Origin of the sequence: Mycobacterium sp. 852014-50255_SCH5639931, from assembly GCF_001665605.1 — a bacterium.
In the GTDB taxonomy this organism is placed as follows: domain Bacteria; phylum Actinomycetota; class Actinomycetes; order Mycobacteriales; family Mycobacteriaceae; genus Mycobacterium; species Mycobacterium paraffinicum.
In genome coordinates, this window is record NZ_LZSV01000028.1 from 1 (window position 1) to 24,518 (window position 24,518).

The 24,518-nt window shown below is 67.4% G+C and carries 28 protein-coding genes; 19 read left to right on the forward strand and 9 right to left on the reverse strand.

All coding sequences use genetic code 11. The features are described from left to right. The 10 genes from A5758_RS16255 to A5758_RS16300 all read left to right on the forward strand — a co-directional run. Positions 1-587, forward strand: a 587-nt coding sequence (locus tag A5758_RS16255) for an MCE family protein (RefSeq protein ID WP_197503961.1), incomplete at its 5' end; no start/stop codon positions are given. 56 nt (positions 588-643) lie between these two features. Continuing rightward, positions 644-1,828 carry a cation:proton antiporter gene (locus A5758_RS16260; protein ID WP_231987337.1) on the forward strand — a complete coding sequence of 395 codons (1,185 nt, stop codon included), beginning with the start codon at positions 644-646 and terminating at the stop codon, positions 1,826-1,828. An 87-nt stretch (positions 1,829-1,915) separates the two neighbouring features. Further along, the gene (locus A5758_RS16265; RefSeq protein WP_067741995.1) at positions 1,916-2,182 is read left to right on the forward strand and encodes a hypothetical protein; all 267 of its coding nucleotides are present in this window, start codon (positions 1,916-1,918) and stop codon (positions 2,180-2,182) included. A gap of 111 nt (positions 2,183-2,293) precedes the next feature. Continuing rightward, positions 2,294-3,292: an NAD(P)H nitroreductase gene (locus A5758_RS16270; protein ID WP_067741900.1), complete on the forward strand. Its 999-nt coding sequence runs from the start codon at positions 2,294-2,296 to the stop codon at positions 3,290-3,292. 41 nt (positions 3,293-3,333) lie between these two features. Further along, positions 3,334-3,894, forward strand: coding sequence for a hypothetical protein (locus A5758_RS16275; RefSeq protein WP_067741903.1), 561 nt, complete (start codon positions 3,334-3,336; stop codon positions 3,892-3,894). Between the two features lie 59 nt (positions 3,895-3,953). Beyond that, positions 3,954-5,078 carry a 4Fe-4S dicluster domain-containing protein gene (locus A5758_RS16280; RefSeq protein ID WP_067741906.1) on the forward strand — a complete coding sequence of 375 codons (1,125 nt, stop codon included), beginning with the start codon at positions 3,954-3,956 and terminating at the stop codon, positions 5,076-5,078. After that, positions 5,071-5,919, forward strand: a complete 849-nt coding sequence (locus tag A5758_RS16285; protein ID WP_067201713.1) for an FAD/NAD(P)-binding protein — start codon at positions 5,071-5,073, stop codon at positions 5,917-5,919. The genes A5758_RS16280 and A5758_RS16285 overlap by 8 nt, the downstream gene beginning before the upstream one ends. Next, positions 5,919-6,677, forward strand: a complete 759-nt coding sequence (locus A5758_RS16290) for an oxidoreductase (RefSeq protein ID WP_067201716.1) — start codon at positions 5,919-5,921, stop codon at positions 6,675-6,677. The genes A5758_RS16285 and A5758_RS16290 overlap by 1 nt, the downstream gene beginning before the upstream one ends. Further along, positions 6,674-7,966 (forward strand): Ni/Fe hydrogenase subunit alpha, encoded by a 1,293-nt coding sequence (locus A5758_RS16295; protein ID WP_067201719.1) that lies wholly within the window; start codon positions 6,674-6,676, stop codon positions 7,964-7,966. The genes A5758_RS16290 and A5758_RS16295 overlap by 4 nt, the downstream gene beginning before the upstream one ends. Beyond that, entirely contained in the window at positions 7,963-8,463 is a 501-nt protein-coding gene (locus A5758_RS16300; RefSeq protein ID WP_067741917.1) for a hydrogenase maturation protease, read from the forward strand. The genes A5758_RS16295 and A5758_RS16300 overlap by 4 nt, the downstream gene beginning before the upstream one ends. On the opposite strand, the gene A5758_RS16305 is transcribed toward A5758_RS16300, so the two are convergent. Beyond that, positions 8,414-8,818: a DUF302 domain-containing protein gene (locus A5758_RS16305; RefSeq protein ID WP_067201727.1), complete on the reverse strand. Its 405-nt coding sequence runs from the start codon at positions 8,816-8,818 to the stop codon at positions 8,414-8,416. The two genes, A5758_RS16300 and A5758_RS16305, sit on opposite strands and share 50 nt — an antisense overlap. Positions 8,819-8,832: 14 nt before the next feature. Further along, complete coding sequence (locus A5758_RS16310) at positions 8,833-10,227, reverse strand: trypsin-like peptidase domain-containing protein (protein WP_231987338.1); 1,395 nt, start codon at positions 10,225-10,227, stop codon at positions 8,833-8,835. 393 nt (positions 10,228-10,620) lie between these two features. Between A5758_RS16310 and A5758_RS16315 the strand changes: the two genes are divergently transcribed. The 6 genes from A5758_RS16315 (at position 10,621) to A5758_RS16340 (ending at position 15,874) form a co-directional block, all read left to right on the forward strand. Further along, the gene (locus tag A5758_RS16315; protein WP_067201733.1) at positions 10,621-11,106 is read left to right on the forward strand and encodes a flavodoxin family protein; all 486 of its coding nucleotides are present in this window, start codon (positions 10,621-10,623) and stop codon (positions 11,104-11,106) included. Positions 11,107-11,134: 28 nt separating this feature from the next. Beyond that, positions 11,135-11,962 (forward strand): slipin family protein, encoded by an 828-nt coding sequence (locus A5758_RS16320; RefSeq protein WP_067201737.1) that lies wholly within the window; start codon positions 11,135-11,137, stop codon positions 11,960-11,962. A 59-nt stretch (positions 11,963-12,021) separates the two neighbouring features. Next, positions 12,022-12,825 carry an HPF/RaiA family ribosome-associated protein gene (locus A5758_RS16325; RefSeq protein WP_067741920.1) on the forward strand — a complete coding sequence of 268 codons (804 nt, stop codon included), beginning with the start codon at positions 12,022-12,024 and terminating at the stop codon, positions 12,823-12,825. A 90-nt stretch (positions 12,826-12,915) separates the two neighbouring features. Beyond that, the gene (locus A5758_RS16330) at positions 12,916-13,560 is read left to right on the forward strand and encodes a hypothetical protein (protein ID WP_067201744.1); all 645 of its coding nucleotides are present in this window, start codon (positions 12,916-12,918) and stop codon (positions 13,558-13,560) included. A gap of 108 nt (positions 13,561-13,668) precedes the next feature. Further along, on the forward strand, positions 13,669-14,460 hold the full coding sequence (locus A5758_RS16335) for a universal stress protein (RefSeq protein WP_067741922.1): 792 nt from the start codon (positions 13,669-13,671) through the stop codon (positions 14,458-14,460). Positions 14,461-14,467: 7 nt separating this feature from the next. Next, positions 14,468-15,874, forward strand: coding sequence for a bifunctional lysylphosphatidylglycerol flippase/synthetase MprF (locus A5758_RS16340; RefSeq protein ID WP_067201752.1), 1,407 nt, complete (start codon positions 14,468-14,470; stop codon positions 15,872-15,874). Between the two features lie 10 nt (positions 15,875-15,884). Here A5758_RS16340 and A5758_RS16345 read toward each other — a convergent pair whose 3' ends face one another. The 7 genes from A5758_RS16345 to acsA all read right to left on the reverse strand — a co-directional run bounded on the left by A5758_RS16345 (position 15,885) and on the right by acsA (position 22,691). Continuing rightward, positions 15,885-16,301 (reverse strand): pyridoxamine 5'-phosphate oxidase family protein, encoded by a 417-nt coding sequence (locus A5758_RS16345; protein ID WP_067741924.1) that lies wholly within the window; start codon positions 16,299-16,301, stop codon positions 15,885-15,887. Positions 16,302-16,436: 135 nt separating this feature from the next. Continuing rightward, complete coding sequence (locus tag A5758_RS16350; protein WP_156622664.1) at positions 16,437-17,417, reverse strand: NAD(P)H nitroreductase; 981 nt, start codon at positions 17,415-17,417, stop codon at positions 16,437-16,439. Positions 17,418-17,459: 42 nt separating this feature from the next. Beyond that, a complete protein-coding gene (locus tag A5758_RS16355) occupies positions 17,460-17,711 on the reverse strand; it encodes an acyl carrier protein (protein WP_067201758.1) in 252 nt (83 codons plus the stop codon). Between the two features lie 6 nt (positions 17,712-17,717). Then, on the reverse strand, positions 17,718-18,959 hold the full coding sequence (locus A5758_RS16360) for a dihydrolipoamide acetyltransferase family protein (protein WP_067741927.1): 1,242 nt from the start codon (positions 18,957-18,959) through the stop codon (positions 17,718-17,720). Continuing rightward, positions 18,956-19,933, reverse strand: coding sequence for an alpha-ketoacid dehydrogenase subunit beta (locus tag A5758_RS16365; RefSeq protein ID WP_067741931.1), 978 nt, complete (start codon positions 19,931-19,933; stop codon positions 18,956-18,958). The genes A5758_RS16360 and A5758_RS16365 overlap by 4 nt, the downstream gene beginning before the upstream one ends. Further along, positions 19,930-20,901, reverse strand: a complete 972-nt coding sequence (gene pdhA, locus A5758_RS16370; protein ID WP_067201770.1) for a pyruvate dehydrogenase (acetyl-transferring) E1 component subunit alpha — start codon at positions 20,899-20,901, stop codon at positions 19,930-19,932. The genes A5758_RS16365 and pdhA overlap by 4 nt, the downstream gene beginning before the upstream one ends. Further along, entirely contained in the window at positions 20,898-22,691 is a 1,794-nt protein-coding gene (gene acsA, locus A5758_RS16375; protein ID WP_067741934.1) for an acetate--CoA ligase, read from the reverse strand. Before acsA ends, pdhA begins: the two co-directional genes overlap by 4 nt. A 176-nt stretch (positions 22,692-22,867) precedes the next feature. Here acsA and A5758_RS16380 point away from each other — a divergent pair, with 176 nt between their 5' ends. Genes A5758_RS16380 through A5758_RS16390 form a run of 3 tightly spaced genes read left to right on the forward strand, consistent with a single transcriptional unit; the run spans position 22,868 to position 24,416 of the window. Continuing rightward, positions 22,868-23,851: an NAD(P)H nitroreductase gene (locus A5758_RS16380; RefSeq protein ID WP_067741937.1), complete on the forward strand. Its 984-nt coding sequence runs from the start codon at positions 22,868-22,870 to the stop codon at positions 23,849-23,851. 47 nt (positions 23,852-23,898) lie between these two features. Then, positions 23,899-24,168 carry a DUF1918 domain-containing protein gene (locus A5758_RS16385; protein WP_067741940.1) on the forward strand — a complete coding sequence of 90 codons (270 nt, stop codon included), beginning with the start codon at positions 23,899-23,901 and terminating at the stop codon, positions 24,166-24,168. An 8-nt stretch (positions 24,169-24,176) separates the two neighbouring features. After that, complete coding sequence (locus tag A5758_RS16390) at positions 24,177-24,416, forward strand: hypothetical protein (RefSeq protein ID WP_082939725.1); 240 nt, start codon at positions 24,177-24,179, stop codon at positions 24,414-24,416. Positions 24,417-24,518 lie beyond the last annotated feature (102 nt).

Below are 24,518 nucleotides of genomic sequence, written 5' to 3' on the forward strand. Positions count from 1 at the left end.
GGACGGTCAACCAACAGCAGAAGGATCTGGACCAGGCGCTGTTGTCGGCGGCCGGGTTCGGCAACACCGGCGCCGACGTCTTCAACAGGGGCGGCCCGTACCTGGCGCGCGGCGCCCAAGACCTGGTGCCCACGGCCCAGCTGCTGGACACCTACAGCCCCGAGATCTATTGCTTGCTGCGCAACGAAAACGATGCGCTGGCCGCCACGGGCGCGTCCGAGGGCGGTTTCAACGGCTACTCGTTGAATATGAACACCGAGGCGCTGTCCGGGTTGGGGTTGCTGGCCAACCCGGTGTCGGCGGTGGTCACCCTCGCCAGCCTGGTCGGCGGGCTGGCCGGGGTCGTCGGCGGCGCGCCGAACCCGTACACCTACCCGGAAAACCTGCCGCGGGTGAACGCGCGCGGCGGCCCGGGGGGCGCCCCCGGTTGCTGGCAGCCCATCACCCGACACCTTTGGCCCGCACCCGAATTGGTGATGGACACCGGGAACAGCATCGCCCCCTACAACCACCTCGACACCGGATCGCCGTACGCGATCGAGTACGTCTGGGGCCGCCAGGTCGGGGATAACACGATCAATCCCTAGAACTGGGCCGCGCAGAATGCAGAATGTCTTGGTGCTGGCGCGCAGGGACCGTTGACGTGCCGGGGTTCGGCTTCCACACCCTGGCGCTGCTGACCGCGATCGGATTGGCCGGTCCGCTGCTGGCGGCGCTGCCGCGCCTTCGGATACCGGTGATCATCGGCGAGCTGGTCGCGGGCCTCGTCGTCGGCCGGACCGGTTTGGGCGTCGTCGACGTCACCAACCCGACGTTTCAGCTGCTCGCCAACATCGGCTTCGCGTTGGTCATGTTCGTCGTGGGCACCCATGTCCCGGTCGGCGCCACCGCACTGCGCGCATCGCTACCGCAGGCGCTGGCGCGGGCGGCGCTGGGTGGCGCCGTCGCGGTGGCGCTCGGGGCCGGGTTGGCGGCTGCCTTCGGCACCGGCCATGCGGCGATGTACGCCGTGCTCATGGCCTCGTCGTCGGCGGCGCTGGCGCTGCCGGTGATCGATTCACTGCGATTGCAGGGGCCGCAGGTGATTGCCGTTACGGCGCAGATCGCTATTGCGGATGCCGCCTGTATTGTCTTGCTGCCGCTAGTGATTGACCTCCGACATGCGCCCACCGCCGCGCTCGGCGCGCTGGCCGTGGCCGCGTGTGCGGGGGTGTTCTACGTGCTGCTGCGCGCCTCCGACGCCAAGGGCTGGCGCCGCCGGATGCACGTTTACTCCGAGAATCGCCGGTTCGCACTGGAATTGCGCACCAACCTCATCGTGCTGTTCGCCCTGGCGGCGCTCGCCATGAGCACGCACGTGTCCGTCATGCTGGCGGGCTTCGCGGTGGGCCTGGTGGTCACCATGGTCGGTGAACCGCGACGGTTGGCGCGCCAGCTGTTCGGAATCACCGAGGGGTTTTTCAGCCCGCTGTTCTTCGTCTGGCTGGGCGCTTCCCTACAGGTGCGCGAGCTCGGTGCGCACCCGAAACTCATCCTGCTCGGCGTGGGACTGGGGCTCGGGGCCGTGCTGGCACACTGCGCCGGCAGGCTGCTCGGCCAACCGCTCACCCTGGCGGTGCTCTCGGCCGGGCAGCTCGGCGTGCCGGTGGCCGCGGCCGCCATCGGCACCCAGGAACACCTGCTCTTCGCGGGCGAAGCGTCGGCGTTGATGTTCGGCGCCTTGTTGACGATTGCGGCCGCCTCGGTCGCAGGCGCGTTCGCGTCGCGGAGCCAGGTGACCAATGGCCCTCCCGCCGCGGGACCTCCGCATCCCCGAAAGCACGACTGAAGCACCTGCCGCCCGGTTGCGTTCGGCCCTGTGGGCCGGACCGGGGGAGTGGTCGGATGTATTCCAGGCTCGATCAAGGAGGCCGTGATGAGGTTCACAACACGACGGCACCACCTGCGAGCCGTGCCGAGCCCGATGATGTACCGCGTCACCGATCGTTTGCACGGCGGACGCACCGTCCGGGTGCCCGGCCATGAGATCGCACCCATCGTCACGGCATGGCTGGCGGAGCTTGGCGCCCACAGCCCCCTGGTCGACGAGCTGGCACGGGCGGCGTGCCTCGGCGACTGGTCGGTGGCCTACGCCATCGGCGATCGGCTATCCGTCGACGTGAGCGTCGCGGCGGCCGCGTAGCTATGCGATTGGCCCAAAGTCCCTCGGGCTAGAGCCGTCAGGCTCTCGTCGGGCCGGCAGCGATCCGCAATCGTAGGTAAGACGAAGAAATACCGAAGGGAAACGACCGCCATGAACACTCGATTTCCGGATGCCGGCACGGTCCGGACGGTCTTGAGTCTGGCATCTCGGGCGCCTTCGGTGCACAACACCCAACCCTGGCGGTGGCGGGTGGACGCGACGAGCCTGCACTTCTACTCCGACGCGAGCCGGCAACTGCCCAACACCGACCCGGATGGCCGGGACCTCATGCTGAGTTGCGGTGCGGCCCTGCATCACTGTGTCGTCGCGCTCGCGGCGGTCGGGTGGCTTTCCAAGGTGACTCGGCTGCCGAATCCCGCCGATCCCAGCCACCTTGCGGCCATCGAGCTTTCGCCACACCGCGCCGACTCCGTCGACATCGCGCTGGCCGCGGCGATACCGCGGCGGCGAACCGACCGGCGCTATTACAGCTCCTGGCCCGTGCCGGTGGGCGATGTCGCCCTGATGGCGGCGCGGGCGGCTCGAAGCGGGGTAACGCTGTGCCAAGTCGAAGACCTCGACAATCTGCGGAAGATCGTCGCTCAATCCATCCGGGACCACATGAACCAGGATTATCTCGCCGAGCTCACCGAGTGGAGTGGTCGCTACGCGTCGGTGGCCGGCGTCCCGGCGCGCAATACGCCGGTGCCGGATCTCGCGGCGAAGATTCCGGGCCGGGTCTTCGCCGGCCCGGTGCTCCCCATGCCGCCGGACTCGTCGTCGGCCGACGACAACGCCGTCGTCCTCGCGCTGGGCACCCGCAACGACGACCGCCTGGCCCAGCTGCGTGCCGGTGAGGCGACCAGCGTGGTGCTGCTCACCGCGACGTCACTGGGGCTGGCCAGCTGCCCGGTCACCGAACCGCTGGAGACGCCCGAAACTCGCGCGGCGGTCCAGTCCGACATCTTCGGCGACAGCAGCTACCCCCAGATGCTGCTCCGGGTGGGCTGGGCGCCCATCAACGCGGACCCGTTGCCGGCGACACCGCGGCGCGAGCTCTCCGACGTCGTCGAGTGGATGACCGATCAACACCACCAGGTCGCCTTCTGAACCGGCGAATCCACCGAAACGGTTGCGGCGCAGAGGACACTATGGAGACGTTCACCTGGGACCCCAGCCGTTGGCGGATCGCTCGCGTATTCGGCCATAACCCGTTGCTCCGCCGCGCGGACCGCATCGAATCGTTGGTCATGCTGGTCGCGGTTGTCGTATCCCTGATCGCCGTCCCGGTCGGCGGCGTAATCGGCGCGGTGACCTACGGCGCGCGGGATGAGGTGTACACCCGGGAGGCGCACGAGCGGCACCGCGTGATGGCGACGATCGTCGATGCCCTGGTCGAGGATTTGGGTGTCGTTGTCGTGCAGGCGAAGTGGCCCGGGCCGAGCGGGGAGCGCAACGGACCACTGGTGGTCACCGAGCAGGCCAAGGTGGGCGGAACCATCGAGATGTGGGTGGACGGGGACGGCAATCCGGTGGATCCGCCCACCCCGACCTGGCTCGCCGTTGGCGAGGCGGTCGGCGTGGCGGTGGTGACAGCGCTGGCGGTGACGATGACGATGGCGGCACTTGTGGCGGTCGTCCGGTCCCGGCTGGATCGCGCTCGCGACGGCCTGTGGGAACGCGACATCAAGTCCCTCGCGGAGGCCTCGTAGCCGATGACCGCGTTGCCAAAGCCCTATACAGCACAACCGAACCGGCGGATGATGGGTCGATGAGCGTCTACGGCGAGAACCCCGGTGCCGCATCGTTTGACACCGCCGGACTGCACCGTCTTGTCGAGGTCCTGATCGATCGCGGATACCGTGTTATCGGTCCGACGTTGCGGGACAACGCGATCGTGCTGGACCAACTGGAGTCCGCCGCCGACCTGCCGCGGGGATGGGGCGTCGACGTGGCGCCCGGGCAGTATCGGGTGCGCAGGCGTGACGATGACGCGGCATTCGGGCACTCATCGGGGCCCCAGTCCTGGAAGCAGTTCCTGCACCCGCCGCGGCGCCGGCTGTGGTCCGGCACCCGGGACGGGTTCAGCACCGCCGATTCCGACGAGGAGGTTCCGCGGTACGCGTTCCTGGGCGTGCGTGGGTGTGACTTGGCCGCGATCGCGACGCTCGACCGTGTCCTTGGCCGGGGCCAGTTCCCCGACAACTCCTTCGTCCGCCGGCATCGCCAGATCTTCGTGGTCGCGGTGAATTGCACGGAGCCGGGCGGCCTGTGCTTCTGCGCCTCGATGGGCACCGGGCCCGCGGCCGGACCGGGCTACGACTTGGCCCTGACGGAGCGGTCCGACGGCGACGGTGTGACCTACGTGGTCGAGGTGGGCACCGACGAGGGTGCCGAAGTCCTTGCGGCCGTTCCCCATCGGGTTGCCGACGATGCGGAGATCGGTTCGGCGCACGCCGCGGTGCAGGCCGCTTCGCACCGGATGGGCCGGGCGATGCCGGACGCCAACCTGCGCAACCTGCTGATCGAGTCGCGCGAGTCGCCGCAGTGGGAGGAGGTCGCCAGCCGCTGCCTGACGTGCGGCAATTGCACGATGGTGTGCCCTACCTGCTTTTGCACCAGCACCGAGGACGTCAGCGATCTGACCGGTGAGCATGCGGAGCGCTGGGAGAACTGGGCGTCGTGCTTCGAGCCCGATTTCACCTACATCCACGGCGGCGGCAGCGTCCGCCAGTCCGGCTCCTCGCGCTACCGCCACTGGCTGACCCACAAGCTCGGCACGTGGCACGACCAGTTCGACATGTCGGGGTGTGTCGGCTGCGGGCGGTGTATTGCCTGGTGCCCCACCGGGATCGACATCACCGAGGAAATGAACAAGATGGCCCGCGATGACTGACGCTGCGGGCGCCCTCGCATCGGTGATGGCGCCGAACCCGTACCGGGTGCGCAGCCGCGTCGTCGAAAGCCCCGACTCGGCAACGCTGTGCCTGGAACCGCTCGGCGAAGTGCTGCGCGCGCCGCAACCCGGCGAGTTCATGATGCTCTACGCATTCGGCGTAGGCGAAGCCGCGATCTCGATCAGCGGCGATCCCACCGTCACCGACGGCTCGATCACGCATACGGTGCGAGCGGTCGGCGCGGTGAGCCGCGCCCTGCACGACGCGCAGCCGGGGAGCATCATCGGTGTCCGCGGCCCCTTCGGCACGACGTGGGGGCTAGCGGAAGCCGTAGGGCGGGATCTGGTCATGGTTGCCGGGGGCGTGGGCCTGTGCCCGTTGCGCCCGGCGATCCTGGGCGCGCTGGCCGACCGGGCGCGCTACGGCAATGTGACGCTCATCGTGGGCGCCCGGTCGCAGGCCGACTTCGTCTTCGCCGCTCAGCTCAAGCAGTGGTCGCACGACCCGCAGATCGAATTGCATTTGATCGTCGACGCCCAGACATCGGGGTGGCACGGCGAAGTCGGCCTGGTCACCGATCCGCTGGGGCGGCTCGTCCTGGATCCCGATCGCACCAGCGCATTCCTGTGCGGGCCCGAGCCGATGCTGCGATTCGGTGCGGAGGCCTTGCTCGCGAAAGACGTTGCGGCTAAGAATATCCGAGTCTCGCTGGAGCGGAACATGCAGTGCGGGGTCGGGATGTGCGGGCACTGTCAGCTGGGACCGCTGCTGCTGTGCCGTGACGGCCCCGTCGTCGGCTACGACGTCGCCGGCCCGCTGCTACGGGTGAAGGAGCTGTGATGACCCGACCCACCTTGGCTGTGTGGAAGTTTGCCTCGTGCGACGGATGTCAACTGACCCTGCTGGATTGCGAGGACGAACTGCTGCTTCTCGCTGACCAAGTGCAGATCGCCAACTTCGCCGAGGCCTCCAGCGCGATCGTGGCCGGTCCGTACGACGTTTCGCTGGTCGAGGGTTCGATCACCACCCGGCACGACGAGCAGCGCATCCAAGAGATCCGGCGGCAATCCAAGGTTCTGGTCACCATCGGGGCGTGCGCGACGGCGGGGGGAGTGCAGGCGCTGCGCAACTTTGCCGACGTCGCCGAGTTCGCCTCCGTCGTCTATGCCAAGCCGGAATACATTGACACGCTGGCAACCTCGACGCCCGCATCGGCGCACGTCAAGGTGGATTACCAGGTGCCGGGCTGCCCAATCGACCGGGGCCAGCTGCTCGACACCCTGGCGGCCCTGCTGATCGGGCGCAAACCCCGGCTGCCGGCCAAGACGGTGTGCACCGAGTGCAAGCTGCGCGGGACCACGTGTGTTGTTGTCGCCGACGGTATTCCGTGTCTGGGGCCGGTCACGCACGCCGGGTGCGGGGCGCTTTGCCCCAGCCATCATCGCGGTTGCTACGGCTGTTTCGGTCCGTCCGCGGCGCCGCAAACCGCGACGCTCATCCCGTTGCTGCGCCGCGACGGAATGTCCGACGGTGACGTCGACCGGGTGTTCTCGACGTTCAACGTCGCCACGTTCGCCGCCGAACGGAGCAAGTCGTGACTCCATCGGAACGCACGCTCAGCGTCGGGGCCTTGACCCGGGTGGAAGGCGAAGGGGCGCTGCACGTCACGCTCAAGGACGGCGCGCTGCAAACCGTCCAATTGAACATCTATGAGCCGCCCCGATTTTTTGAAGCATTCCTGCGAGGACGCGCCTACACCGAGCCGCCCGACCTGACGGCACGCGTCTGCGGCATCTGCCCGGTCGCCTACCAGGTCAGCGCCTGCAACGCGATCGAAAGCGCCTGTGGCGTCGAGGTGGATCCAGAGCTCGTCGCGCTGCGCCGGCTGCTGTACTGCGGCGAATGGATTCACAGCCACATGCTGCACATCTATCTCCTCCACGCACCCGACTTCCTCGGCTACCCCGATGCGATCGCGCTGGCCCGCGACGAGCGCGAAATAGTCGAACGCGGCCTGCGATTGAAGAAGGCGGGCAATGCGCTGATGGACTTCGTCGGCGGCCGGTCGATACACCCGATCAACGTGCGCCTGGGTGGGTTCTACTCGGTGCCCAGCCGGTCGCAGTTCGCTCCCGTTGCCGAGCAGTTGCGCCGGGCGCTCGACGACGCGGTCGCGACGGTCGAGTGGGTGGCCGGTTTCGACTTCCCCGACCTCGAGCTCGACCATGAGATGCTGGCGCTGAGCCAGAACGGCCAGTATCCGATCGAGAACGGCGTCATCGCGCGCAGCGCCGGGGAGGCGTTCGCAGCGGTCGACTTCACCGAGCACGTGCGCGAGTCGCAGGTGCCCCACTCCACCGCCCTGCACGCGACGCTCGACGGCGGCCGCTACATCACCGGCCCCTTGGCGCGCTATAGCCTGAACTCGTCGGCTCTTTCACCGATCGCGGCCCAGGCGGCCGCGGCGGCCGGGCTGTCGGCCGGGTGCCGAAACCCGTTCCGCAGCATCATCGTTCGCGCCGTGGAGGTCGTCTACGCGATCGAAGAGGCGCTGCGGATCATCGACGGATACGAGCGGCCGCCACGGCCTTTCGTCGACGTCCCGGCCCGGGCGGGAACCGGGCACGGCGTCAGCGAGGCGCCCCGCGGCCTGCTGTATCACAGCTACGACATCGATCATGGCGGGCTGGTCTCCGCGGCGACGATCATCCCGCCCACGTCGCAGAATCAGGCCGCCATTGAATCCGATCTTGCCCGGGTGGTGTCCGACAACCTGACCTTGGACGATGCCGCCCTGACGGCCCTGTGCGAGCGGGTGATTCGCAATTACGACCCGTGCATTTCCTGCTCGGCGCACTTCTTGACGCTGACGGTGCAGCGACGATGACCGAGGGTGCCGGCAGGGTTGCCGTCATCGGGCTCGGCAATTGCTACCGGCGTGACGACGGCGTCGGCGTCGCCGCTGCGATTGCAATAGAACGCCTCGCCTGGCCGAACGTCGTTGTGCATACGGGCATTGCAGAACCGTTGGGCGTTCTCGACGCATGGACCGGGGCGGAGCTGGCCGTGGTCATCGACGCGGCGGTCGTCACCCCGGCGACCCCGGGCCGCGTCCATCACTACCAGCTGGACGAGGTGCCCACCCAAGCCGAGGGGTTGAGCTCGCACAGCATCGATATCGGTCGCACCCATGCGCTGGCTCGAGAGCTCGAGCGGGTACCCGACGCGGTGGTGGTCTTCGCCGTCGAGGCGGCGCACACCGGCCCGGGCGACGGGCTGACCCCGGTGGTCGCACGAGCTGTGCCGGTGGTGGTCGGTATGGTGGCCGCCGAGATTAATCGCTTTCGGTCAGCGAAGCGATCGCGGCACACAGGCTCGCGGTGATTTCGGCGGCGATCGCGATGAGGGCCGGCTCACCGGTCACCTCGACCAGAAGCCCGGGATCCATCGCCTCAACGATCACCGTGCCCGGGTCACCCGGGTCGGCGCGCACCAACACGTTGCACGGCAGCAGCAGCCCGATCTCTCGATCGACACCGATGGCGCGATATGCCACAGCAGGATCGCAGGCGCCGAGGATCAGGTAGTCCTCCATCTCGACACCAAGCTGAATCTGGACCTTCGCTCTGACATCTATTTCGGTCAGCACGCCGAATCCGTGCTGTGCAAGGGCTTCTCGAGTGCGCGCCGCCGCGTCGTCGAACCGGGCCGCCACTCTGGTTGATAATCCCGCGCTCACCGATAGGCCATCCGTCAGGAAATCAGTCCGGTTCCCCGTACCGCCGCTGGAAGGTCTATGTGCTTGCCGCAGTTCGGGCAGAACTGCTCGCTCGGGTGGTGCTCGGCCCCGCAATGTGCGCAGAAGTGCGGTTCACCGGCACCCAACTCATGCTTGGGCATCAGACGAAGCGGTTGTACGTCGGGTACCGCGGGGACGCGACGATGGAGCCTGAGCCCCAGGTAGGTCAGGCCGGCGCCGAGGCCGAGCACCGAAACGACACTGATGACGATGTACCGCAACAAATTTCGGCCGCTCAGCGCGGAGGAATCCCCGTACTGCTGGCGCAGGTTGACCGCGGTCGTCTTGAGGTCCTCCAGACCGGGGTAGCCGGGCGACATCGCCAGAGCCTGGTCGAACTCGTCGATCGCGTCGGTGTAGCGACCCGCATAGAAGTCGGTCAGCCCTTTGCGGTAGAACCGGTCCGCGGGTCCAAGCGCCGGCTTCACACCCTTGCCGGCCAGTATCGCGGCGACGCCGTCCACCGGCGTGATGAAGTTGAACGGCTGTGTTTCGTTGACCGGGGCGAAGCTGTTGACGCCGACCACCTTTCCGTCCAGCCCGACCGTCGGGCCACCGCTCATGCCGTCGGTCATCGCGGCGTCGATCTCGTACTCGGGATTGGATCCCGCGAGGGACTTCTTGCTGACCTTGCCGCTCTTGTAGGTGGGGTCGAGCGAAGGGCCGGTGATGTTTTGGGTGCTCTCGGGGAAGCCCACCGCGAGAACGGGCGTCCCGATGGTGACGTCGGCATCGGTGGCCAGTTCCGACGACGGCAGGTTGTGCTTGGGGATCTTGAGGAGGGCGGCGTCGCCCTTCCCCATGGGCCGGAAGTCGGCGACGTTGGCGGTCAACTTATCCGCGAGTTTCGTTCCCGTGCCCGATATCAGCGCGATGTTCACGTGGGGGCCTTGGCCTGGTGTGTCGCCTTCGACCTTCGCGTTCTTCTGCAGCCAGTCCAATGTGACCGCCGGATCGCTCGACTCGGGCGCATCCGGATGCTCGCTCTGGTATTCGAGGGCGGCCCGTTTGAGTATCAGGAGGGTGGCGCTCGCCGGGTCGACGCAGTGGCCCGCGGTCGCCACCCAACCGTCGGGGTTGACGACGAAGGCCGTGCAGTGCCAGGTGGCCAGGAAAGGCATGCTGGAACCTCGCCCGAATTGCGACAGGACCTCACCGCTGGGCAGCCGGACCAGCCCGTAACCTTCACCGGCGAGATACATGATGGACGGCCGGATCAGAGCCGCGGCCCGCTCCTCGGGCTTGGCTTGCGGACGCCCGTTGTCGGCAGCCGCCATGCCCGCCGGTCCCGCCAACAGCATGAGCGCGGCCGCCGGCAACGTCAGCGCCCTCGCCGCTATCCGAGTCACGGCCGGGGCCGCCGGAGCTGGGTTTGGGGCCGATGGGAGGGGCGGGCCATCGATGACGGATGACGGCGCATCGCCTCGACGCGTTCGGCTGCCCGTCGCTGCGCCGAAATCCAGGTCGGATGCGACTCGAGGACGATTATCTTCGCACCGGCATCCGTTGCGGGAACTGTCACAGTCACAACCCCTATTCGACCGGTTCGCCGGGCACGTGGATAGGGACCGAAGTCCCGACCGCGAGGGACCTCCGGTCGTCTGCCGATTTCGGCTCTCACCAGGGACGATTCACACAAGTGACCAAGGCCCTCACGGCGCTGTGCCATTGCGCCCTTACCGGGGCCGCCAATCCCGGCGGAGCATGGAGCCGTCTGAGCCACATTCGCAAAGGAGTTGGCCATGAGGTCGCTTATCGTGTGCGCTTCGAGGTCGCATGGCAACACCCGTCTGGTAGCCGATCGGATGGCCGAGGTGCTGGGTGCCGAGGTCGTCACACCGGAGTCGGTCGACCCGGGCACCGTTCACGACTACGACGTCGTCGGGTTCGGTTCCGGCATCTACTACATGATGGTGGACGCGAGACTGCGCAAACTGATCCGTCAGCTCCCGGCCGCCGACCACCCGACCGCGGCCTTCACGTTTTTCACCAGCGGCGCACGCGAGGTTCCGCTGTTGGGTTACCACAAACCCGTTCGGGAGAAGCTCGAGCAGAAGGGGTTCGACGTCATCGGATCGTTCTCTTGCCGGGGGTTCGACACGGTTGGGCCATTCGGATTCATCGGCGGAATAAACCGGGGGCGGCCGAACGAGCACGACCTCGGTCGCGCGGCGGCGTTCGCCGCCCGGATTCACAAGCGGGCCGCCGGCTCTCCGGCGGCTTCGTGACGGTGCGAAGCGGATCGAGGAGATCGTGATGAGCCAGATTGCCGCAATACTGGTGGCGTTGGGGATTGTCGTCGCAGTGTTGCTGACGGCGTCGATCAGGGTGGTACAGCAGTACCAACGGGGTGTGCATTTCCGCCTCGGCCGCGTGATCGGCGTTCGCGAACCCGGGTTGCGGATCATCATTCCGATAATCGACCGCCTGTGGCGGATTTCGATGCGGATCGTGACCATGCCCATCCAGTCCCAGGGCATCATCACCCGCGACAACGTGAGCGTCGACATCGCCGCGGTTGCCTACTTCCGGATCGTCGATGCCCGCAAGGCCGTCGTGGTCATCGAAAACGTGCACGCCGCCATCGACCAGATCGCACAGACCACCCTTCGCAATGTCGTGGGGCAACATTCCCTCGACGAAGTGCTTGCCCAAACCGAGAAGATCAACGGCAGCATTCGCCAGATCCTCGACGCCACCACGGTGGACTGGGGCGTGGAGGTCACGTTGGTAGAGCTCAAGGACATTCAGCTCCCCGACAGCATGAAGCGCGCGATGGCGCGTGAGGCCGAGGCGGAGCGGGAGAAGCGGGCCAAAATCATTGCGGCCGAAGGGGAAGCCCGCGCCGCCGCTGCCCTCGGCGACGCCTCCGACACCATGATGCGTCACCCGCTGGCCCTGCAGCTGCGCAACCTGCAGACCTTGCTCGAACTGGGGGTGGAGAAGAACACCACCATCGTCTTCCCGGCCCCGCTGATGACCGCGATCGGAGAACTCACCGCGTTCTTGGCGCGTGAGACCGACGCGTCCAAGAGCCCCGGCCAACCCGAGGAGAAGCTGGTGCGAGCGGCGGCACTGCAATGAAGACTTCGGTGACCTTTGGCCCTGTCCCGCAGCCGGTTTCGTGACATAGCACTTTAACTATGCGCCACAGGACACAACCGCCACAGGACATCGACGTGCAGGTCACCATCCGGGGCGAGCTTCCTGCTGCGGCCGAGTACGCCCGCACCAAGGTCGGTGAGCTCACGCGGTACGCGAGCCGGCCGGTGCGGCATGCCCGTGTGAGACTGACCAGACATCGCGACCCGGCGGTGCAGCGGCCCGTCGTCGCGCAAGCCAATCTCGACGTCGATGGCCGACCGGTCCGCGCCCAGGTCCAGGCCGACACGGCGCGGGAAGCGGTCGATCTTCTCGTGGGGCGATTGCGCCGCCGCCTCGAACGCGCCGCCGAGCACTGGGACGCGCGCCGCGGCGAGCTGCCGCCGGCGGGTCCCCACGAATGGCGGCATGAGTCCGAGCCGGCGCACCGGCCGAACTATTTCCCCCGCCCGGCCGATCAGCGCCGCGTCATCCGGCGCAAGTCGTTCACGATGGCGCCCTGCACCGTCGACGATGCCGCCCGCGAAATGGACTTGCTCGACTACGACTTTCATCTGTTCACGGAGAAGGGCACGGGCACCGCAAGTGTGCTGTATCACGCCGGGCCGACGGGCTACCGCCTCGCGCTGGCAGCGCCGGCTCTGGCCGACCGGGTGAGCCAGTACGCGTTACCGGTGACCATCAGCCAACAACCGCTGCCGTGCCTCACCGAAGAGGGAGCCGCCGACCGGCTGGCCATGCTCGGCCTGCCGTTCCTGTTCTTCATTCACGCCGCCTATGGCTGCGCCAGCGTGCTTTACCACCGCTACGACGGGCATTACGGCCTGATCACCCCGGCCGGCTAGGGCCCTTCAGCGGTGCGCAGGGCATATCGGCGCACCACCAAGGACCAAGGACCCTCGCAGCCATCGGGGCGCTCCGCGCAGACTGGCGCCATGTCCAACATGTCAAGGCGGATTGCCCAGACCACCGTGTTGCTCACCGTGCTCTACTGCGCGCGCAGATATTACCGCAACTGGGGTGCAACCAAGGCGGAGTCGCAGATGCGCGTTCCGGGTGACGCCTTGGTCAGCGATCCGGCGGTTCAGACGACCGAGGCGGTTGACATCGACGCGACCGCGTCCGTGGTCTGGTCCCGGCTCCTGCAGATAGGCCTGGACAGGAGAGAAAGCTACGGCTTCGAGGTGTCGGAAAGCGTTGTGGGGCAGGATGATAGCGAAGGGCTGCGGGTGGGGGATTCGGTGCGCCTGGCTCCCGAGGGCTGGATGGGGTTACCCGGCGGGTTGACGTTACGCATCGCGGAGATCGTGCCCGAGAAATACCTGGTCCTCAATGCCATGCGATCCGAGCCGCGGTGGAACGTGGTCTTGTCCCTTCATCTCCAGCCGCACTGGGAAGACCGCGTCCGGCTGCTGGCCCGCGCTCGAATCGCCCTGCGCTACCCGGGCGAAGTGTTCGTGATGGAACTCGCCAGGCCGTTGATAGCACTCGGGACCCGTGGGCTGATGCTTGCGATCAAGCGGCGGGCGGAGCGGCCCGCCGACCCAGTGCCGATCCGTTCGTCAGTCGAAACAATCTGACAGCTCCCGCCTTTGCCCGCGTTGCCCATTGGTCCGCGGCGGGAAGGCCGAACGACCCTAGTGCCGACCGTGCGGACTGCCTACGTTCGACAGCAGAAAGGTCGGATCATGAAACCAATCCTGGTAGGAATCGACGGTTCGGCGGCCGCGATCACGGCCGCGTTATGGGGTATCGACGAGGCGATCACCCGCGGCGCGCCACTGCATCTCGTCTCCGTCATCAAGCCAACGCACGATTCCGCGGAAGACTACGAACGCGACTTCGCACACGCCGAGAAGTCGCTCCATGCAGCACGGTTGGCCGTGGAGGCCACCGGTAAGGCGGTCGCGATCGAAACCGACGTGCCGCGGGGTCCGGCCGGCTCGGCGCTGTTGGAGGCATCCTGGGATGCGGCGATGATCTGCGTAGGTTGCGTCGGCATCGGACGCTACGCGCGCTCCATCGTGGGTTCGACGGCGACGGAGCTCGCCGAGAAGGCGCGTTGCCCGGTCGCGGTCTTGCGGACCGAATCCGACCGGCCGGCGCCCGACATCAACTGGATCGTGGTCCGGATGACGGACGCACCCGGCAACGACGCCGTCGTGAATTTCGCTGCGGCGGAGGCGAAGTTGCGCAGGGCTCCGATGCTGGTGCTCGGCGGCCGGCCCGAGGAACTCACCGAGCACGCCGACGGCGCATTCGAACGCCGGGTCGCGGAATGGCGGCAGCACTATCCCGAGGTGCGGGTCTACCCGATCACTACCAAGCACGCCATCGCCAGCTACCTGAGCGCCAACGACGAGAGGGTTCAGCTCGCAGTGATCGGCGCCGACGAGGCCGGTCAGCTCGCGCAATTGGTCGGGCCCCAAGGGCATCCCCTCTTCCGCCACCCCGAATGCTCCGTGCTCGTCGTGCGCTAGTGGCCCCGTGAAGATCACCCCCAGAAGCCGCGCGACCAACGTCGTGCGCGGCGGGGAGCGGGTGTTGGTCGGCGCCGACGTCCCGGCGGCGCGCCGCGTCAGCGTGCTGATGCTGCTGTGCGTCCTGGTTTGGCTGGTGGTCCTGCTCGCGCGAGCGTACCTCGGCTACGAACGCGTTGCCCCGGGCCGGTTCGGCTGGTCGGTGGCGCTACTGGGCGCGGCCGCCTTGATAGCTCGCGGCATCTTTCTCGGCCGTCCGGTGACGTTCGCTCACGCGATCTACGCGGCCGCGGCGGTGGGCGCCGGGCTGGGCGCCCATTTCCTGTCCTGGCCCGTGCTGGGCAACGTCCTGATCGCCGCCAGTGGGCTCGCGCTGATGTCACCCACCACTGCCCGACCGCAGCCGGAGCTGCTGGGCCAGGTGTGGGAGCTGGTCAACTCCACGCGGGGGGATCCGCTGGCGCCGTTCGCCATGCACTCCAGCAAGAGCTATCACTTCAACCCCGACGGCACCGCGGCGATCTCCTACCGCGCGCGGCTTGGGTTCGCCGTGGTCAGCGGCGACCCGATTGGTGATGCGACGCAATTCGACGCTCTGGTAGCCGATTTCGTCCGCATGTGCCGCGGCCGGGGATGGCAGATCATCGTCTTGGCCGCTGGCGAACGCCACCTTCGGTTGTGGCGCAGGGACACCGTGGGGCAGCCGATGCTGTCGGTGCCGATCGGCCGCGACGTCGTCGTCGACGTCCGCCACTTCACCCTGCGGGGCCGACACTTTCGCAACCTGCGCCAAGCGGTGCAGCGCACGCACAACTGCGGTGTCACCACCGAGATCGTCGACGAACAAAAACTCAGCGGCGCAACGCTGGCCGAGCTGACCGAGGTGTTATACGCCGCTCACCGCGCGGCGCGCACCGACCGCGGCTTCTGCATGAACCTCGACGGCGCGTTGCAAGGCCGCTTCCCCGGTGTGCTGCTGGCCATCGCGCGGGACGGGCGCGGGCGGGCCGTCGCGTTTCACCGATACCTGACCGCCGGTGGGGGATCGGAAGTCAGCCTCGACGTACCGTTCCGTCGCCCGGGCGCCCCCAACGGCGTCGACGAGCGGCTCAGCGTCGACATGATCGCCCACGCGGGAGCCACTGGCGGACAGCGCCTTTCGCTGGCATTCGCCGCGTTCCCGGAAATCTTCGAGGCCGCTCAACCGGGCCCGCTGCAGCGGATCGCGCTGTGGCTGATCCACTTGCTGGACCCGCTGATCCGCCTCGAGTCCCTGTACCGTTACCTCCGCAAGTTCCACGCGCTGTCCGATCGGCGCTACGTGGTGTTGTGCGCCCACCATATTCCGGCTGCGCTGCTGGTCTTGTTGTCACTGGAATTCGTCCCGCGCCCGCGCCGGATGAGGCCGGGCTAGCCGCCGGGGGTCACTCCACCGGCACACCGAAACGGAACCGGCGGCCCGTGACGATCTCGGGAATGATCCGCACGAAGTGCGACTTCTCCGTGGCCGTCCAGGGCAGTACCTGCGCGCGCTCGGCTTCCTCGATTTCCTCGTTGCTGCGACAGGAACGCGCGGTGCCCTTGATGATCACGCTCCAGCCCTCGGCGACGTTGTGATCGTCGACCTCGAACAGCACCCGGTTGTTGATCGCCGTGCTGACCAACTTGGTGCCCTCCGCGGTACGAAACAGCACCGTATTGCGCTGCACGACGTAATTGACCGGGAAGATCTCGGGCTGGTTACCAACGCTGGTGACCAGGCGCCCCAACGTCACACCAGCCAGCAGCTCCCAGCATTCGTTCACCGGCAGGATCGCAACCCCATTATCGATCAGCGACATCAGTTGTCCTCTTCGTCGACGGCACTACACACTCGATGGTATTGCCGAGGCCGGCCGGCAGCGCCGGCCGAAAGTCCCGCAGGTCCGGGACCAAAGTTCTTTACCCACTTGCTCATACCGTCACCCACGCAACGGCTAGCGGACCTGAAGGACATCGCTCAGCGGACGTCGTGGTGTCGCCGCCGGGAGGTGCTCCAGCGGCGGCGCGATCCCCACGCGAATCAACACTTGCGGCTCGCCGCGCATGCCGATGAGTTCGCGCACGATGTCGCGGCTCTCGTCGAGTTCGATCAGATGGGTGAGCGGGCAGGTCGCCATCCCGGCGACCGTGCACTCGAGCAACACCGTCGACAGCACCTCGCCGCACCGCAGCACGTCCGACCTGGTGTCCTCGGGGGTCGACAGCACAAGGATCTTGGCCCAATCGACTTTGACCTCGGCACGCCGGTCCGCATGGCTCCTGATCGGAAAGCTGCGGGCCACGTCGACCCGCCAGCTCTCCTTGTCGGAGGCCAGTGCGGTTGGCGGCATGCCCTCGGCCAATGCGAACGACGAAGTCCACCAGTCGAGTTCGGCGTGATAGTACGAGTCGTCGAGGCGAAGCTCCTCGGTGAGTTGCGAGGCCTCCACCAGGAGCGGTCGCACATCGTCGGGGAGAACGTCGAGGGCGACCTCGGTGTCGTCGAAGGTGTCACGCAGTGCGGGTTCGAACATGTCCCAATACGTGGGTCGCCCCAACGGAAGCCGGTCCGTGCGGCGCTGCAGGATCGCTTCGGCGCGGCGGTGCTCGGCTTCGGTGACGTGCCCTAGCGGGCTGAAGGTGACCGAGGCCAGCTGGTCGGGGTCATCCGGGTCGGGAAACCGATCGACTTTCGGTTCCCAGCCCGCGGCGGTCATGGCGACGCAGAGGTGGTCCAGGACGGCACCACAGGACAGGATCACTTCGCGGCCGGAATGGTCGGTGGCCGCCATCGCCCGGTGCCGGTCGACGAAGATGCGCAGGGTGCCGTCGTCGGCCACCCAGCGCCAGGGCTGACTGTTGTGCACGGAGGGGGCGCGGCAGGCGAGCAGCACCGCCCGTTCGAGCACGCCGATGTCCGGCCTCGTAGCCTCCATGTCAACCCCCTGTTGAGTGCGCTCCGAAAAGCGCTGTGCGGCTCAGACTTTGGACGCGTTGGATTCCACGTAGCCGACGACGTCGGCCAGTGTCCGCAACGACGCGTAGTCCGACTCCGGGATGTCGACGTGGAATCGCTTGTGGATCCCACGCAGAAAGCTCAGCCAGTCCATGGAATCCAGGTCGACCTGATCGCGCAGCAGGGCGTCGTCGCGAATGTCTTCGGGGTCGACTTCGGGAGCGATGGTGGTCAGCACCGAAAGCACGCCGGCGCGGATGTCTTCATTGGTCATTGCGCATCACTTTTCTAGTAGGTCGGGCTGCTGGAGCAGCTCGTTGATCGCGGCCAGGAATAGCGCGCCCCGGTGTCCGTCGCTTGCGCGGTGGTCGGCGGCGAGCGTGGCCTGGACCGTTGTGACGACCCGGATCCCGCCGTCGATGACACAGACGCGCTCGGCTGGCTGGCCGAAGCCTACGATCGCGACCTGCGGCGGGTAGATGACGCCGAAGACCGCATCGACGCCCTGGTCGCCGAGGTTGGTGAGCGTGATGGTCGGGTCCGACATCTCCGAACTCCGCAGCGAGAAGGACCGCGCCCGCGCCACCAGATCGGTCAGATCGCCCATCAATTCGTCGAGCTTCTTCTCCGGAACGTCGTGGATGGCCGGCGCGACGAGGCCGCCGCCGCGCAGCGATATCCCGACACCGACGTGAACCCCGGCCGCGGGCTCGAACCCGTCTTCCCGCCAGAATCCGTTGAACTCACCGAACCGCTGTGCGGCGACGCCGACGGCCTTCAAGAGCAAGACGGCCGGCAGCACCCGTTCGTCGATGGATCGCTGCGCATTTCTGGTCGTCAGCCAGGACAGCGCCTTTTCCAACATGATCTCTTCGGCGAGGTAGTAGTGCGGAATCTCCCGCTTCGACCGGCTCATCGCTGCCGCGATCGACTTGCGCATCTGTGTCGCGCGGTCGGCCGCCGTCGCCTTGGCTGCCGGTTTCCCCACCGGCTTAACCTCGACCGGCCTGGCCGCGGCCGCATGCTCGACGTCGTTGATGGTGACGGCGCCCTGGGGTCCGGTGCCGCTCACCGCGTCGATATCGACGCCCAGCGACTGGGCCAACCGCCGCGCGGCCGGGGACACCCACCGCCGGTGTCCAGGGGCGGTCGGGGGACCGCTGGGGACGGGCGGCGGCGGCGTCGGCGGCGCGGTCGCCGGCGTGACCGCCGGTGTGGGCGCCAGTGGGGGCGCGGCTGTGGTCACCGCCTCCGGCGACGGACGCGCTGGCGTCTCCGGCTGCTCGCCGGGTGCCGCCAGCATGGCCAATGTCGTTCCCACCTGGACGGTTTCACCGACGGGGACGACGAGCTCGCTGACGATACCCTCCTGCCAGCATTCGACTTCGACGGCGGCCTTGGTGGTCTCGACGATCGCCACGACCTGGCCACGCGTCACCTCGTCCCCGGGCTTGACCAGCCACTCGTTCAGGGTGCCTTCATCCATGTCGGAGCCGAGCGAGGGCATCTTGAACTCGATCACGACGGGTCCCCGAACAGGCCCTGCACGGCGGCGACGATCTTGGCGGTCTGGGGGAGGGCGGCCTCTTCCATGTGCTTGGCGTAGGGCATGGGAACTTCGGTGCTGCACACCCGGCCCACCGGTGCGTCGAGGTCGTAGAAGGCGCCCTCCATCACGCGCGCGATCACTTCCGCGGCCAGGCTTCCGGTGCGCCACGCCTCGTCGACCACCACCGCCCGATGCGTCTTGCGGACGGACTCGAGGATGGTGTCGTCGTCGAGTGGGCGCAGGACGCGCAGATCGATTACTTCGCAGTCGATTCCGGCTAGTGAAAGCTCATTGGCGGCGTCGAGAGTCTTCGGCAGGCTGCCGCCGTAGGTGATCAGGGTAACGTCGCTGCCGCTGCGGCGGACCGCCGCCCGCGAGATGTCCGTCGGAGTGAGAACGTCGACATCCGTTGAGGTGTTGTAGAGCTGAACGTGTTCGAAGATCACCACCGGGTCGGGGTCCGCCAGGGCGGGGCCGAGCATGCCGTACGCGTCCTCGACGGTGGCCGGAGCCACCACCTTGATGCCCGGGATGTGGGCGTACCACGGCTCCAGGCTGTGCGAATGCTGCGCGGCGAGCTGGCGCCCGGCGCCCGTCGCCATCCTGACGACGAGCGGTACCGAGAACTGCCCGCCGGACATATGGCGAAGGGCCGCAGCGGTATTGACGATCTGGTCGAGAGCCAGCAGGCTGAAGTTGACCGTCATGACCTCCACGATCGGGCGTAACCCACCCAGCGCCGCGCCAATTCCGATCCCGACGAAGCCCAGTTCCGACAGCGGCGTGTCCCGCACGCGGTCGGGCCCGAATTCGTCCAGCAGGCCCTTGGAGGCGGCGTACGTTCCCCCGTAACGCGCGACGTCCTCGCCCATCAGCAACACCCGCGCGTCATCGCGCAGGGCGTCGCGCAGGGCGTCGTGCACGGCGGTTCGGTAGCTGGTCTTCATCGCGCCAGCTCCGGAGTCAGCACGTCGCGTTCGAGATCCGCCACGTCCTCCCAGGTTCCGGCCTCGGCGTACGCCACCGCGTCTGCGATCTCGGTGGCCGCCGCGTCTTCGAGCTCACGCACGTCCGCCTCGGACAGTGTGCCGTCGCCCAGACACTTCTCGGTGAACGCCTGGATCGGGTCGCGTTCGCGCCACCGTTCGACCTCGCTCTTGTCCCGGTACAGTTCGGGATCGAACATCGAATGCGCCCGGAACCGGTAGGTGCGGAATTCGATGAAGAATGGGCCGCCGGTGTCGCGGACGTGATCGACCCCCTCCTGCGCGGCCGTGTGGCACGCTTCGGCGTCCATGCCGTCGACGGCCAGCGTCGGCACGCGGTAGGCGGCTGCCTTGGCGGTGAGATCGGTCTGCGACTGCGCCCGATCCAGCGCGGTGCCCATCGCGTAAAGGTTGTTCTCGCAACAGAACAGCACCGGAAGGTTCCACAGGGCCGCCATGTTCAACGACTCGTGGAAGGCGCCTTCGGCCACCGCGCCGTCACCGAAGTAGCAGGCGGTCACGCGCTTCTGCTGCAGCATGGCGTCGGCCATAGCGATGCCCACCGCCAGCGGCAGGCCACCGGCCACGATCGCGTTGCCTCCGTAGAACCGCTTGGACCCGTCGAACAAGTGCATCGAACCGCCGCGGCCACGCGAGCAGCCCTCCTGCTTGCCGAACATCTCGGCCATGATCGAGGTCATCGGGATGCCCCGCAACAGGGCGTGCGCGTGCTCACGGTAGGTCGCGACCACCGCGTCGTCGTCGGCCAGCGCGCGCAGCGACCCGGCGGCCACGGCTTCCTCACCGACGTAGAGGTGGAGGAATCCGCGAATCTTGGCCGCGCTGTAGAGCTCGGCACATTTTTCCTCCATGCGCCGCACGCGGATCATGTCCGACAACAGCTCATGGGCCAGCTTCGTATCGGTCACGACGGTACTCCCTCGGATTGGTGGGTCGGGTGCTGCTCGATGGTGGAGGTGTCGCCCTCCGGCAACCCCAGTTCGCGGGCCTTGAGCAGGCGCCGCATGATCTTGCCGCTGCTGGTGTGCGGCAAGGAGTCGACGAACTCGATCTCCTTGGGCGCCACCGTGGCCCCGAGCCGCTTGCGCGCGTGGCCCAGCAGTTCCAGCCGCAGGTCTTCGCCGGCCACGACACCGTCCTTCAGGGTGACGAAGGCTTTGACCATCTCACCGACCGTCGGATCGGGTATGCCGATGACGGCCGCCTCGGCCACCGCCGGATGATCGGTCAGTGCGCTCTCGACTTCGAACGGCCCGATCAGATGCCCCGCGGACTTGATCACGTCGTCCTTGCGCCCGACGAACCAGAAGTAGCCGTCGGAGTCTTTCGTCGCGAGATCCCCGGTCAGGTATAGGCCGTCTGCGAAGCAGCTGCGGTAGCGCTCCTCGGCGTTCAGGTATCCGCGGAACATCGACGGCCAGCCGGGTTTGAGCGCGAGCTCACCCTCGACGCCGGGTTCGTCGATCACCTCGGCGGTGCCGTCGTCGTTGCTGCGGACGATGAAAGCGTCCACCCCGGGCAGCGGGCGGCCCATCGAGCCGGGCTTGATGTCGAACGCGGGCGTGTTGGCGATCATGATGCCGCCCGTCTCGGTCTGCCACCAATTGTCGTGAATCGGCAAGCCCAGCACCCGTTTTCCCCACCAGACGGCTTCGGGATTGAGCGGTTCGCCCACGCTGGCGATGAATCGCAGCCGCGGAAAGTGGTACTGCGCGGGCAGTTCCGGTCCCGCCTTGATGAGCATCCGGATGGCGGTCGGTGCGGTGTACCACACCGACACGCCCTGCAGGATGCGGTACCACCGTTCGGCGTCGAAATCCGCTTCGTCGACGATGGAGGTCACGCCGTGCAGCAGCGGGCTGATGATGCCGTAGGACGTCCCCGTCACCCAGCCGGGATCGGCCGTGCACCAATAGGTGTCGTCGGGGTGCAGATCGAGCGCATACAGGCCGGTGACGTAGTGCATCGCGACGGCGCCGTGCACGTGGATGGCGCCCTTCGGCGTACCCGTGGTCCCGCTGGTGAAGTGCAGCAAGGCCGGGTCGTCGGCGGTGGTGGGCTCGACCGGCGGGTTCTCATCGGCCGCGTTCACCCATTGCCAGAAGTCGAGGGTCCCCGCCGGCGCACCGTCGCCCTGCCCGTCATCGACGACGAAGATGTGCCGCACCGACGGCAGCCGATCACGAATCTTGGCGATCTTGCGCTGGTAGATCGCCCTCGTGGTGACCAGGACGTCGGCGCGCCCGAGGTTGACTCGGGTCGCGATCGGCTCCGGCCCGAAGGCCGAGAACAACGGCGAGACGATGCTGCCGTTGCGCAGCGCGCCGAGCATCGAGATATAGAGCTCGGGGCCACGGGCCATCACGATGAAAACCCGGTCGCCCCGGTTGACGCCCAACGCGCGCAACGCGCTGGAGAATTTCCTGGAGAGTTGGCCGAGCTCGGCGTAGCTGAGGTCGCGGGTGGTGATCACGCCGTCCGATGGGCGATCGACGACAAACCGCAACGCCGTCCGCGTCGCGGCCGGCCCAGCGGTGTGACGGTCAAGGGCGGCGTAGGCGATGTTGCACAGGCCGGGTCCCATGCCTTCGCACAGATCCGGTATGTCGGACCAGTGGAACTGGGCGCGCTCGTGCTCGTAGTCCGTCAGGTTGGGCCGAACACGATGGTCATGGGCTGTTTTGCGGATGACGTCCATCACGGGTCCTCGGTCGGGGTGGTCGACTACATCGTTTGCCGCGCGGCGTCGCCGCAATAGAGACAAAGGTCATCAGTCGACCCCGGGTCCAATGACCTGACGCTGGGGACCAAGGACCCTGGCGTGCGATGCCCGCATGCCCGAGGGTCCAAGTAACACAGGAGAGGCGAAGAACAATGACCCAGACGATGGTCGACAGCAAAGTGCTGACCCGGGCGGTGGATCTCGCCTGCCGCGCCCCCTCGCTGCACAACAGCCAGCCATGGCGATGGGTTGCCGGCGGCCCGACCGTCGACCTCTTCGCCGACCCGCACCGCATGGTGTCCTCGGCCGACAGCTCGGGACGCGAGTCGATCATCAGCTGCGGCGCGGTGCTCGATCACTTCCGGGTCGCGATGGCCGCCGAGGGATGGGTCGCCGACGCCGACGAGTTTCCCAATCCCAACAACCCCGACCACCTGGCCTCCATCGACTTCGTTTCGGCCGACTACGTCGCCGTGGCGCGACGAGACCGCGCGGCGGCGATCCTGCGTCGCAGGACCGACCGGCGTCCGTTCGGGGCCCCGAAGGGGTGGGCGTCCTTCGAGCCGGTGCTTCGGAGTGCCTTCAATCCCGACCTGGCCGCCCTCGACGTACTGGCCGACGACGCACTGCCGCGGCTGGTCGAGGCGGCGCACCTCAATGAGGCGCTGCGGCGCTACGACGACCTCTACCATCACGAATTGCGTTGGTGGACAGCGCCCGGCAGGCACGACGACGGCATACCTCAGGCCGCCCTGGTCAACGAGGCGCAGCCCCGTACCGACGGCGTGAACCGCCGATTCCCCGCCGACGGGCACGCCCGGGGGAGCTCGGCGAGCCTCCACGATCAAGCAAAGATCGTTGTCCTGTCCACGCCGGGGGACACCCGCGCGGACGCGTTCCGGTGCGGCCAGGCCCTCTCGGCAGTTCTGCTCGAGTGCACCATGGCCGGACTGGCGACCTGCACCGTGACACACGTGACGGAGCTGCAGGCCAGTCGCGACATGATCGGGGAGCTCATACCCGAGACCGAAGCGGTACCCCAAGTTCTGATCCGGGTCGGCACCGCATTTTCGGGCAAGGGCGCTCCCGAACCGACGCCGCGCCGGCCGGTACGCGAGGTCTTGGAGATGCGTTGATAACGCGAGTTAATTTGCTTTGCAATATTTTTCGAAGGGAGCTGATAGTGATTGCCGATGCGGGTGACTGGCTCGTCATCAAGAGCGGCACGGTCGGGCGACCGGATCTGCGCGGGTTGATCACCTCGGTGCGTTCACCGAATGGGGAACCGCCGTACCGGGTCCGGTGGCTGGCCACCGGGGAGGAGGCGACCGTGTTCCCCGGTCCGGACGCGATAGTCGTGACGGCCACCGAACAGAAGGCCGCCGACGAACGGGCACGCTCACGCTTTGCCGCGGTGCAGGCCGCCATCAGGGATCACGCTCGGAGCGGGTAGGAAGCCAAATGACCCCTACCACAGAGGGATCCCCGTCGATGACCGATGCCGACGTCGATGAGATCGCGTCCGAGTTCCTGCACTCGCCCTATGCCAGCGACACCTATCTCGACTGGAGCCTGGACAAGCGCCTGGACGGCTTTCTCCGCCACTGCGGATTGCCCCGGCTGGTGGACGACGGCGACGCCTACGGCCTCATCCTCAACCGGGTCATGGCCTATATCGGCGAGCTGCGCCGCAGAAGCTGAGCCGACGAACGACCCGCAAGCCTGGGACTTCATGCCCTACCGCCGATTACGGCGGGCTGGTCGGATTAATTCGTCGATGGTCAAGATCGAGGAGACTGCCAT

Coding starts and splice junctions, on each gene's coding strand:
- A5758_RS16265 (WP_067741995.1), top strand. CDS start 1,916: ATGAGGTTCACAACACGACGGCACCACCTGCGAGCCGTGCCGAGCCCG.
- A5758_RS16270 (WP_067741900.1), top strand. CDS start 2,294: ATGAACACTCGATTTCCGGATGCCGGCACGGTCCGGACGGTCTTGAGT.
- A5758_RS16275 (WP_067741903.1), top strand. CDS start 3,334: ATGGAGACGTTCACCTGGGACCCCAGCCGTTGGCGGATCGCTCGCGTA.
- A5758_RS16280 (WP_067741906.1), top strand. CDS start 3,954: ATGAGCGTCTACGGCGAGAACCCCGGTGCCGCATCGTTTGACACCGCC.
- A5758_RS16285 (WP_067201713.1), top strand. CDS start 5,071: ATGACTGACGCTGCGGGCGCCCTCGCATCGGTGATGGCGCCGAACCCG.
- A5758_RS16290 (WP_067201716.1), top strand. CDS start 5,919: ATGACCCGACCCACCTTGGCTGTGTGGAAGTTTGCCTCGTGCGACGGA.
- A5758_RS16300 (WP_067741917.1), top strand. CDS start 7,963: ATGACCGAGGGTGCCGGCAGGGTTGCCGTCATCGGGCTCGGCAATTGC.
- A5758_RS16315 (WP_067201733.1), top strand. CDS start 10,621: ATGAGGTCGCTTATCGTGTGCGCTTCGAGGTCGCATGGCAACACCCGT.
- A5758_RS16320 (WP_067201737.1), top strand. CDS start 11,135: ATGAGCCAGATTGCCGCAATACTGGTGGCGTTGGGGATTGTCGTCGCA.
- A5758_RS16325 (WP_067741920.1), top strand. CDS start 12,022: ATGCGCCACAGGACACAACCGCCACAGGACATCGACGTGCAGGTCACC.
- A5758_RS16330 (WP_067201744.1), top strand. CDS start 12,916: ATGTCCAACATGTCAAGGCGGATTGCCCAGACCACCGTGTTGCTCACC.
- A5758_RS16335 (WP_067741922.1), top strand. CDS start 13,669: ATGAAACCAATCCTGGTAGGAATCGACGGTTCGGCGGCCGCGATCACG.
- A5758_RS16345 (WP_067741924.1), bottom strand. CDS start 16,301: ATGTCGCTGATCGATAATGGGGTTGCGATCCTGCCGGTGAACGAATGC.
- A5758_RS16350 (WP_156622664.1), bottom strand. CDS start 17,417: ATGGAGGCTACGAGGCCGGACATCGGCGTGCTCGAACGGGCGGTGCTG.
- A5758_RS16355 (WP_067201758.1), bottom strand. CDS start 17,711: ATGACCAATGAAGACATCCGCGCCGGCGTGCTTTCGGTGCTGACCACC.
- A5758_RS16365 (WP_067741931.1), bottom strand. CDS start 19,933: ATGAAGACCAGCTACCGAACCGCCGTGCACGACGCCCTGCGCGACGCC.
- acsA (WP_067741934.1), bottom strand. CDS start 22,691: ATGGACGTCATCCGCAAAACAGCCCATGACCATCGTGTTCGGCCCAAC.
- A5758_RS16380 (WP_067741937.1), top strand. CDS start 22,868: ATGACCCAGACGATGGTCGACAGCAAAGTGCTGACCCGGGCGGTGGAT.
- A5758_RS16390 (WP_082939725.1), top strand. CDS start 24,177: ATGACCCCTACCACAGAGGGATCCCCGTCGATGACCGATGCCGACGTC.